The 9,303-nt window shown below is 71.0% G+C and carries 10 protein-coding genes; 7 read left to right on the top strand and 3 right to left on the bottom strand.

What is annotated here, in order from left to right; translation table 11 throughout:
- A partial coding sequence (locus G6R24_RS15030) for an STAS domain-containing protein (RefSeq protein WP_420840664.1) occupies positions 1 to 376 on the bottom strand: 376 nt, incomplete at its 3' end.
- Positions 377 to 695: 319 nt separating this feature from the next.
- Here G6R24_RS15030 and G6R24_RS15035 point away from each other — a divergent pair.
- Complete coding sequence (locus G6R24_RS15035; protein ID WP_225438558.1) at positions 696 to 1,160, top strand: hypothetical protein; 465 nt, start codon at positions 696 to 698, stop codon at positions 1,158 to 1,160.
- A gap of 36 nt (positions 1,161 to 1,196) precedes the next feature.
- Here the strand turns inward: G6R24_RS15035 and G6R24_RS15040 are convergent, their stop codons facing one another.
- Positions 1,197 to 1,898 (bottom strand): TMEM165/GDT1 family protein, encoded by a 702-nt coding sequence (locus G6R24_RS15040; protein WP_163549878.1) that lies wholly within the window; start codon positions 1,896 to 1,898, stop codon positions 1,197 to 1,199.
- A 381-nt stretch (positions 1,899 to 2,279) separates the two neighbouring features.
- Here G6R24_RS15040 and selA point away from each other — a divergent pair, with 381 nt between their 5' ends.
- Entirely contained in the window at positions 2,280 to 4,118 is a 1,839-nt protein-coding gene (gene selA, locus G6R24_RS15045; protein WP_163549879.1) for an L-seryl-tRNA(Sec) selenium transferase, read from the top strand.
- On the top strand, positions 4,115 to 4,876 hold the full coding sequence (locus tag G6R24_RS21690; protein ID WP_192029138.1) for a hypothetical protein: 762 nt from the start codon (positions 4,115 to 4,117) through the stop codon (positions 4,874 to 4,876). Before selA ends, G6R24_RS21690 begins: the two co-directional genes overlap by 4 nt.
- Here G6R24_RS21690 and G6R24_RS15055 read toward each other — a convergent pair.
- Positions 4,768 to 5,484: an HD domain-containing protein gene (locus G6R24_RS15055; RefSeq protein WP_163549880.1), complete on the bottom strand. Its 717-nt coding sequence runs from the start codon at positions 5,482 to 5,484 to the stop codon at positions 4,768 to 4,770. The two genes, G6R24_RS21690 and G6R24_RS15055, sit on opposite strands and share 109 nt — an antisense overlap.
- A gap of 266 nt (positions 5,485 to 5,750) precedes the next feature.
- Here G6R24_RS15055 and G6R24_RS15060 point away from each other — a divergent pair, with 266 nt between their 5' ends.
- The 4 genes from G6R24_RS15060 (at position 5,751) to G6R24_RS15075 (ending at position 9,136) form a co-directional block, all read left to right on the top strand.
- Positions 5,751 to 5,957 carry a hypothetical protein gene (locus G6R24_RS15060; protein WP_225438559.1) on the top strand — a complete coding sequence of 69 codons (207 nt, stop codon included), beginning with the start codon at positions 5,751 to 5,753 and terminating at the stop codon, positions 5,955 to 5,957.
- A gap of 195 nt (positions 5,958 to 6,152) precedes the next feature.
- Positions 6,153 to 7,799 carry an NAD(P)/FAD-dependent oxidoreductase gene (locus tag G6R24_RS15065; protein ID WP_163549881.1) on the top strand — a complete coding sequence of 549 codons (1,647 nt, stop codon included), beginning with the start codon at positions 6,153 to 6,155 and terminating at the stop codon, positions 7,797 to 7,799.
- Positions 7,800 to 7,928: 129 nt separating this feature from the next.
- A complete protein-coding gene (locus tag G6R24_RS15070) occupies positions 7,929 to 8,411 on the top strand; it encodes a peroxiredoxin (protein WP_163549882.1) in 483 nt (160 codons plus the stop codon).
- A gap of 152 nt (positions 8,412 to 8,563) precedes the next feature.
- On the top strand, positions 8,564 to 9,136 hold the full coding sequence (locus G6R24_RS15075) for a VOC family protein (RefSeq protein WP_225438560.1): 573 nt from the start codon (positions 8,564 to 8,566) through the stop codon (positions 9,134 to 9,136).
- Positions 9,137 to 9,303 lie beyond the last annotated feature (167 nt).

A 9,303-nucleotide genomic window follows, 5' to 3' on the forward strand; every position in this document is an offset into this window, starting at 1 on the left:
CACGAGGCCGGGCCAGTCCCGGTGCCGGGGCCGGCCCGGCGGGCGAAGCCGAAGCCGCGGAGACCGCCGGAAGATCGTCATCCACGGCGATGACCGTGGTCAGGTTGGTGACGTGCAGCAACCGGTTCGTGTCCTCGTTGAGATGTCGCAGGGCCAGCCGGCCACCGGCCGAACGCTGGCGCTGATGGGCGAACAGGATCACCGCGAGTCCCTGCGAGTCCAGAAAGCTGACCTCGGCCAGGTCGACCACGATGTCCCTGACTCCGGCGACCCGGGCATCCAGCAGGGACTCACGCAGCGGATCCAGCGAGGAGTAGTCGATGTCGCCCACAGGGTGCACGACGATCGTGTCGCTCCCAGTCACCTCGACCCGCACAGATGGTTCCATGGCTCCGCCCGACCGGATGGCATGGGCACCGCGGGATACAGGCCGGACCGTTCCCACTGCGCGTCGCACTCCTGTCAAGCACGATGAAGCCGGCCTACCCGTGCTCTCCCACTCCCACACCCCTCAGATTCCCACCGCGGCGCGGCCTGTCTCACATCAGCGCCCCACCCGGCCCGCCGCCTGCCCTCCGCCTCTCCCCGCCAGACGGGATGGGATGACATGTCATCCCATGAGAACGTCCTCGCATGGACATCAACCCGCCCTGGTCCCGCGGTGGCGCTGCTCCCGCTGATGTCGTCACGTTCCTGTGCCGGTCGGACGGCGCCGCCGTCTCGGTCGGTCCGCTGCCCGGCGGTCCGTTGCCCGGCGGCCCGGCGGCCCGCCGGGTTCCGGCGCTGGCCTGGTCGGTCTCGTCGTCCGGCTGCCCGGCGCCTCCCCCGCTCTGCTGCGGCTCACGCCCGATGAGGCTGGTCGCCTCGCCGGGCTGCTCGCCGAGACGAACGGAGGTGATGCCGCGGCCGGTGCCGTCGATCTCGTCCCCGATGGCAGCGGCGGCGCGTCGGGCTCGAGGTACGTCGTCGTCGCGCCGGAGGGGGCGCCGGTGGCCGAGCTGTGGCCGGCGCTGGCGGCGCTTCCCCCGGCCGCACGGCTCGTCGATTTCGCTTCGGACGCGGAGGTCGTGCTCGTCTTCGGGCTTGACGATCCGCGTTGGCCGATCCCGCCGCGCGAGGCCGGTTCGGGTCGGGACGCGCGGCAGGCGCCGAGCCGCTGAGTCGTCCGGTCGTGGGGTGGCCAGCCGTCCAGCCGGCTACCCGCGCAGCACCTCGATCCCCGAGATCACCGCGAGCACCAGGAACGCCCCCGCGGCAATTCGGGTGATCATGGAGATCGGCAGCAGTCGGAGCAGTCCACGTCCACCGGCGATGCCGAGGGCGGCCACCGTCCACAGGCCCAGCAGCGCGCCCAGCCAGACGCTCACCGGCGAGTCGAAACGGGCGGCCAGGTTGGCCGTGGTGATCTGGGTGAGGTCGCCCAGCTCCGCAAGAAAGACAACGCCGAACGAGGTGACCGCCACCCGCCAGAACGTGGTCGAACCGGCGCTCCTGGTGGCGGCCGGCTGCTCGGCCACCACCGCGGGAGTGGCCGATCCCGCCGGCCCCGCGCTGTCGCTGGTCAGCGTGCCCTCGGGGTTGGTCGTGCCCTCGGCGTTGGAGGGAGCGTCGCTCGTCTCGGGCTTGTCGTCGTCGCGGCCCTCGCGCAACACCAGGATGGCGCCCAACAGGAAGAGCACCATCGTGATCCCGTCCACCATTCGGCCCGGGAGATGGGAGAACGCGCTACCAGCCGCGACAGCCACCGTGACATGGATGAGGAAGGCGGCCGCCACCCCCACCCAGACGTAGATCGGCCTGAACCGGCTGCCCAACACAAGACTCGCGACCATCGTCTTGTCCGGAAGCTCGGCGAGGACGATGACGCCGAAGGTGACCAGTACCGCGGTGATCCTCACGCCGGAACCTCTCGTAAGGCCGGGTCGTGAGCGGGGTACGCCTTCGACCCGGCATGACTGCCGTGTCGAAGGTCTCGCCCACCAGGCCGCGCACAGCCGGGCCCGAGCGCCGGGAACCCGCGGGCCGGCCCATGACGGGCCGCGCACGGGCGCCAGTATGTCGACGCGCGGGTCGAGGTCGGTTCCACCGCCAGCCTGGCGGAGAAGCGCACTCGACGGGGCTACTCGCCTTCAGGGATGAAGGCTACCCGCTTGGCGGATGTGGTGCATCAGTTCACGTCCCCGCCACCTGGACATTCGGACGGCACACGAAAGGACACGCCACCACGCCGGCCTCACCCGTGGACATCACGCTTCGCAGTACTAGATTTACGCGAAGTGATGGATGATCTGGCCTCTCCCGCATTCGGCGCCGCCGAGGATCCGGTACCGGCGCCGATGCCGCGTGCCCGCGAGGCCACCGGTCTCCGTCCGGTGATCAACGCCACGGGGATTCTGCTGCACGGAGCGCTCGGTCGCGCGCCCCTGTCCGCGGCGGCCCGGGCCGCCCTCGACCTGGCGGCCGGCACCATCGACCTGGAGTTCGACCTGGCCACCGGCCGCCGCTACCGTCGTGGTCGCAGCGCGCTCGCCGCCCTGGCCGCGGCGGTGCCGGCCGCGGCCGCGGTGCACATCGTCAACAACGAGGTGGCGGCCCTCGTCCTCGCCGTGGCGGCGCTGGCAGCGGGACGGGAGGTGGTGGTCAGCCGCGGCGAACTCGGCGAGACGACCGACGGCCTGCGCCTGCCGGACCTGCTGGCGACCACCGGCGCCCGGCTGCGTGAGGTCGGCACCACCAACCGCACCACCCTGGGCGACTACGCCCGGGCGATCGGCCCACAGACGGGCGTCGTCCTGCGCGTGCACACCCCCGGTTACCAGCTGATCGGGTTCACGGATCGCCCCGCCCTGGGTGATCTCGCCGAACTGTGCGTCGATCTCGGCGTCCCGCTGGTCGGCGACAGCGGGTCCGGGCTGCTCTGCCCAGAGCCCCACCTGCCCACCGAGCCGGATGTCACCACCTGGCTGGACCAGGGCGTGGCCGTGGTGCTGGCCAGTGGGGACCGACTGCTCGGCGGCCCGCAGTGCGGTCTGCTGTTCGGCCACGCCGGCCTGATCGACCGGATGCGCCGCCATCCGCTGTCGCGCGCCGGCCAGGCCGGCAAGCTGACCCTCGCCGCGCTGGAGGCGACGCTGCGCCATGAACCGCCGGTGCGCCAAGCGTTGCGGACCCGACCCGAACATCTCGTGGCCCGGGCCGAACGGCTCGCCCGGTGGCTGCGCCACGCCGGGATCGCCGCGTCCGCGGTGGCCAGCCGCGCCTGCGTCGACGAGTCGGCCACCGGGCCGGCCGGCGGCCATGCTCTGCGTGGCTACGACCTGCCAAGCGCCGCGGTAGCCGTCGACGCGGTGATCGCGATGCCGTTGCGCGACGGTCAGCCGGCCGTTCTCGGGCGGGTCGAGCAGGGCTGCTGTCTGCTGGACCTTCGGGCCGTGCCGGCCGAACTCGATCCGGTGCTCGGCGCGGCGATACTCGCGGCCGCGACCGCGATCGGTGCCACCGCCCTCACCGACCCACCGACCGCCCCCCAGCCCATCGTGGCGGCGGCCACCCCGCACGGATCCGCGTCCGACCCGTCACCGCAGGAGCGACCAGAACCGGGCCGGGAACCGCCCCCAGCCAGGATGTCGGTGATCGGCGGAGATCCGTCCCCCGGCGGGACCGGTGGGGGGCCGGCCACCGCGCAGAAGTCGGCCTCGGTCGGCGGGCTCGCACCGACCGCTGTCCGCACCGAGACGGCCAGGCTCGACGTCGCCCTGCCCGGAGACACCCTTCTTGGGCTGGAGCCGCTCTGGATCGACCGTCCGTACCGGACGGATGCCGCCGTCGCCCTGGCGGCGCCGGTGAGCAGCCCGCCGGTGAGCAGCCCGCCGCGAGGCCGTCCAGCGGACGACGCCGCCCAGGCGCTGTCCTGGTCGCCGGCCGAACCGGGATGGATGTTCGAGACGGACCCGCTCACCGCCAGCTGTCCGCCGCGTGGGCTCGAGACCGCCGACATGGACACGATCGAGTCCGCCACGATCCCGCACGGCCGGGACTCGGCGCGGACGGCACCGGAGCAGCCGGCCTCGAACCAGCCCAGCCCACCGCGGCAGCCGCCGGATCGGCAGTCCCCGTGAGCACGCCTCGTCTACTGGACCAACCGCTTGTCCTGGACCTGCTGCGTCGGCTGTCCGCCGCCGCCGGCGGGGCCGTCCTGCTGTGCTACGGCCTGGTTCATCTGCTGGTCTGGCCCGGGGCGCCGACCGGCACCCCGGGCGAACGGTACCGCTGGAACGGCGACACCCACCTGTTCGGCTGGCTGCCCGCGGCCCTCGGATGGACGTTGGGCGCCGTCCTGCTCGCGGCGACCGTGCTGGGGTACGTCGCCGCCGCCGCGGGACTCGTCGGGGTGCCGGTTCTGTGCCGCCACCATCTCGGCGCCACCGCCACGGGTTGCACCGCCTCCCTGGGGCTGTACGCGGTGGCCTGGCCCGGCCTGGAACCGGACCCGACCGATTTCAGTGCCGGCCCGGTGATCAGCGGACTGCTGTTGGCCTGCGTTCTCGCGACCGCCTGGGCCCGGCGTTACCCGTCGTCGACGGGCGGCGGGTCACCCAGGCCGCCGGCCAGCCGGGGCAGCATCCGCACCCGCTCCCGGCCGGACGCCACCGCCGACCGCACCGCACCGACGTTCACCGACCGCTGGGACGGGACCGCGCCCTGGGACGGGACTACACCCTGGGACGAAGCCGCCCCCTGGGACCGGGCCGCGCCCCGGCCTGGTGCTCAGCCTCGCCCGGTGTCCGAACCTCGGGTGGTCAGGCCGTCCAGCTCACGCTCCAGGTTGAGCCGGGCCGACGGTTCCCACCGGCGCCGCGCCCACCCCGTGGAGTAGAGCGGCCCCTCGAGCAGGTGGCGCAACGCGCTGGCACGACCTCGGCGCCACTGCGCGTCATCGAAACCGCCGTACTCCCGGCGCACCCGGCGCACGTACACGTCATAGCTGGCGGGTCCGCGGGCGAGGACACGTAGATCGGCGTCGTTGACCAGGGCCTCGTCCCGACTGTGCGACCCGTGTGAGGCGGTGGCGAGCACGAGACGGGCGACCGTGGCACCCGCCGGCCCGGGGCAGCCCAGCTCCGCCAGCACCCGGGTGGCGAGTTCGGCCGAGCATCGCTCGTTGTCGGTCAGGGCCGGGTCGTACACCACATCGTGGAAGTAGGCCGCGAGGATGCAGGCGGGTGCCAGGTACCGGTCGCCGGCCCGGCCTTCGGCGGCCAGGAGCACCCGGAGGGCGGCCGTCACCTCCGCGACATGACGCAGCGTGTGGTAGTGCCGCCCCGGCTGCTGGTAGCAACGAGCGAGCGCCACGAAGGCGCGCACCCGTTCACTGACGTCGGCGGTGGCACCCGCGCCGAGCAGCGCGTCGTCGAACAGCCGGGCGAGCGGTGTGCGCGGCCCGGTCAGGGCGACGTCCCGGACGGCGTTCGCCTGCCCACCCATCCGCGCTCCTCCCCGCCCGAGCGACGCCCGCCGATGGGACGCCCGCTGGTGCGACGTCCACCGACGGCTCTGGCCGCTCACGTACCCTCGCATGCCCGGCCGATCCCGGCCAGACCCAGGCTGACCAGATGCGGTCCGGCCCGAACCGGCCACACCGGCCCCGCCCGACCAGCCGGCCCCGCCGATCAGCCACGCCCGATCAGGCCACCCCGACATTTGCCATCGTCGAACACGCGTGCGACTGTCGGCTGGTGGAAGTGCAGATCGTGATCGACGGACAGCCCTTCCCCCTACCGGCGGACACCGATCCGGACGAGCTTCGTCGCCGGGTCGCCCAGGCGGTCTTCCGCTGCGAGGTGGAGCAGCTTCATCTCGCCGACGGCCGCACGATGCTGGTCAACTGGCGATCGGTACGTCTCATCGAGGTTCGTGTCGTCCAACCGGGCCCCCGTGACCCCCAGCAAATCAAATAGCAAAAAAAGCAATAAATTCTACTAAAGGTACATATCTGTACAGGCGCTGACCGATAGGCATTGGTCCCGCGTTCACCCATACCGCCATCCATAGAGATGATTAGGTGCCAGTTGTGCACCAGGTGTAATTATTGTGATCTTTGTGGGATGGAAGGTGCGCCCGGCCCACTTCCTGCAGCGTTCAGGAGCCTCATCATGATCGGATACGACTATTCAGTCGCGATCCTCGGTAGCGGCATCGCCGGATCGACGCTGGCGAACATCCTCGCCCGGCACGGTCACAGCGTGGTGCTGGTCGACAGCGGCAGCCATCCCCGGTTCGCCCTCGGGGAATCGACGATCGGCGAGACGACCTATCTCCTCAAGCTGCTGGCGGAGCGGTTCGACGTGCCCGAACTCGCCCATGTCAGCAGTTTCGAGGGGGTGCGTTCGCATGTCACGTCAGCCTGCGGAGTCAAGCGCAACTTCGGCTTCGTCTACCACCGCGACGGGCATGTCCAGGACCCGGAGGAGGTGACCCAGTGCAGCGTCGCGGAGTTCCCGAACGGCCCGGAGATGCACATGCATCGCCAGGACATCGACTCCTACCTCTTCTACACCGCCGTTCGCTACGGCGCGGCGCCCCGCCAACGGACGATGGTGGAGCGGGTCGAGTTCACTGCGGACGCCGCGACCCTCACCACCCGCTCCGGCGAGACACTGCGGGTGCGGTACGTCGTCGACGCGTCCGGCCGCAACTCCGTGCTGGCGAACACGTTCGGTCTGCGGGAGGAACCGTGCCGGTTCCGCACGAACTCCCGCACCCTGTTCACCCACATGGTCGGCGTCACGCCGTTCGACGATGTCACGACGCCCAGCGGCCAGCCCACCCGCTGGCATCAGGGCACGCTGCACCACATCTTCGACGGCGGCTGGATGTGGGTGATCCCGTTCGACAACCACCGCTGCGCCACCAATCCGCTGTGCAGTGTCGGGCTCAACCTCGACAGCCAGCGTTTCCCGCACGATCCGGGCCGCTCCGCCGAGGACGAATGGGCCACGTTCCTCGAACGTTTCCCGAGCGTGGGACGGCAGTTCGCCACCGCGCGCCCGGCGTGGGACTGGGTGTCCACCGGACGCACCCAGTACTCCACCAGCCGGACGGTCGGCGACCGGTGGGCGATGATGAGCCACGCCGCCGGCGCCATCGACGCGCTGTTCTCCCGGGGTATGGCCAACACGATGCAGGTGATCTACGCTTTCGCGCCGACCCTGCTGGCCGCGCTCGACGACGGCGATCTTTCCGCCGAACGCTTCGCCTACCTCGACACGCTCAACCAGACCATTCTGGACGTCAACGACCAGCTCGTTCACGGCTCCTACGTCGCGTTCCGCGATTTCGATCTCTGGCGGGCGTGGTCCAAGGTCTGGTTCATGGCCTGGAACATGGGCATCGCCCAGATCACCGGCACCTATTTCGGCTATCTGGAAAAGGGCGACCGCGCGTTGTTCGACCGGCTGCTCGACGCCCCGCATCTGGGCACCTTCTGCCCGGATCTGCCGGAGTTCCAGCCCCTGTTCGCCGCGCTGTCCGCGGTGATGGTCGAGGTCGAGCAGGGCCGGCTGACCCCGTCGGCCGCGGTCGAGCGCCTCGCCGGGCTGCTTGGCAACGCGGAGTTCCTGCCAACTCCCCTGCAGCTCGGTGACGTGCTGCGCCGCTGGCACGACGGGTCCTTCGAGGCCCAGCGCCGGATGTACGAATGGGGCCGCAGCAGCTCACCGGCCTCGATGCGGCGCTGGTACGACTACGACCTCGACAAGCTGCAGGCCCGCACCGGCGACGCGGTACCGGTGGGTTTCTGATCTGGCGGCCTGCGTCGGGACCGGCCGGTGCGTGCCCAGTTCTGACCCGCCCATTCCAGCACCGCTACTGTTGCGAAAACAGAAGCCAGCCTGGCCAGACGGGACAGGCTGGCGGAGGGAGCACCCAGCATGGCCACGCCCGATGTGGGTCAACCGGCGCCCGAGATCAGCCTGCCTGGCCTGGTCATCGTCGACGGTGAACGCCACGATGACCAGTACTCACTGTCCGCCCAGCGCGGCCACCCGATGGTCCTCGCCTTCTACCCCGGGGACAACACCCCGGTCTGCACCCGGCAGATGTGCTCCTACGCGGCCGGTATCGAGGTCTTCCGCGGCCTCGGCGCCCCGGTGTGGGGGATCAGCCCGCAGGATCTGGACAGCCACGAGTCCTTCGCCCGCGACCAGGGGCTCGGCTTCCCGCTGCTGGCCGACACCGCGCGCGAGGCGGCGAAGAAGTACGGCATCGCCATGGTCGGTCTTGGGCTTCGCCGCTCGGTCTTCCTGATCGACGCGGACGGCGTGGTGCGGTGGAAGCAGGTCGGGCTGGTCGGCCTGACATACGCCGATGTCGACACGATCGCCGAGCAGATCCGCCGACTCGCGCCGGCCTGATCCGGACCGTGGACGTCGGCGCTACGATCTGCTTCGCTTCCCGGACATCACTGGGACGCGAGACCGGTGGGACGTCATACCTGCGGCACGTGACACCGGCAGGACGTGATACCGCCGCGCACGCGGTACCGGTGAAACCCGGAGGGACGTTCGTGAAGACCGGATCGGCCTTTCTGGGTCGCGCCTGCGTATCCCGCGGCGGCCCACCGGCGGGCGTCGAGCCGGACCGGCCTCGGGTTTTCGCGCCCACCACCGGCGCCGGGGCGGCCGCCATCGACGTGCTCCTGGGCGGGCTGACGTTCCACTGTTTCGACATCGCCGTCACCGCGATCGAGGCGGCCCGTGAGATCTACACGGTCACCCTCGGCGTGGAGATCTGGCAGACCCGGGAACTGGCCGGCACCGTGTGGCGCAGGGGACGGGCCGTGTCGCTCGCGGGCACCCTGGTCGCCGAGGGCAGGCTCGGCTCCGGCCTCGTCCGGCTGGTCGAGCCGACCGCCGGCCACACGGTGGCCCGCGAGGCGATCGAGCGGCGCGGCGAGGGGCTGTTCTCCATCGGCTACCAGGTGGACGACCCGGTCGCCGCGCTCGGCGCCGCACTCGCCGCCCAGACCCCGGTCGAGCAGCTCGGGCCCGACGGGATCCGACCGGCCGAGATCTACCTCAATGGCGGTTCCGGGCTGTTGCTCTGCCTAATGCAGCGGGATATGCCGTCACCGACCTGAACGACGAATCGTGCCGGTGGGCTTGTGTCCGGCACCCGAAAAATGTCATCATCTTTACAGGCCGCCCGGCACCCCCCGAGCTGGGCGGCCTCTTTACCTGCTCCGGTGTCCGTCCCAGTGCCTGCCCCAATGGCCGTAGGTTAAGGGATTGTCGTGTCGTAGGCTTG

It is taken from the genome of Candidatus Frankia nodulisporulans, from assembly GCF_902806475.1.
GTDB lineage: Bacteria > Actinomycetota > Actinomycetes > Frankiales > Frankiaceae > Frankia > Frankia umida.

What these genes read in the sequence shown, in the direction of transcription:
- selA (WP_163549879.1), top strand. Translation starts at nt 2,280, where the DNA reads ATGGATGATCTGGCCTCTCCCGCATTCGGCGCCGCCGAGGATCCGGTA.
- G6R24_RS15070 (WP_163549882.1), top strand. Translation starts at nt 7,929, where the DNA reads ATGGCCACGCCCGATGTGGGTCAACCGGCGCCCGAGATCAGCCTGCCT.
- G6R24_RS15065 (WP_163549881.1), top strand. Translation starts at nt 6,153, where the DNA reads ATGATCGGATACGACTATTCAGTCGCGATCCTCGGTAGCGGCATCGCC.
- G6R24_RS15055 (WP_163549880.1), bottom strand. Translation starts at nt 5,484, where the DNA reads ATGGGTGGGCAGGCGAACGCCGTCCGGGACGTCGCCCTGACCGGGCCG.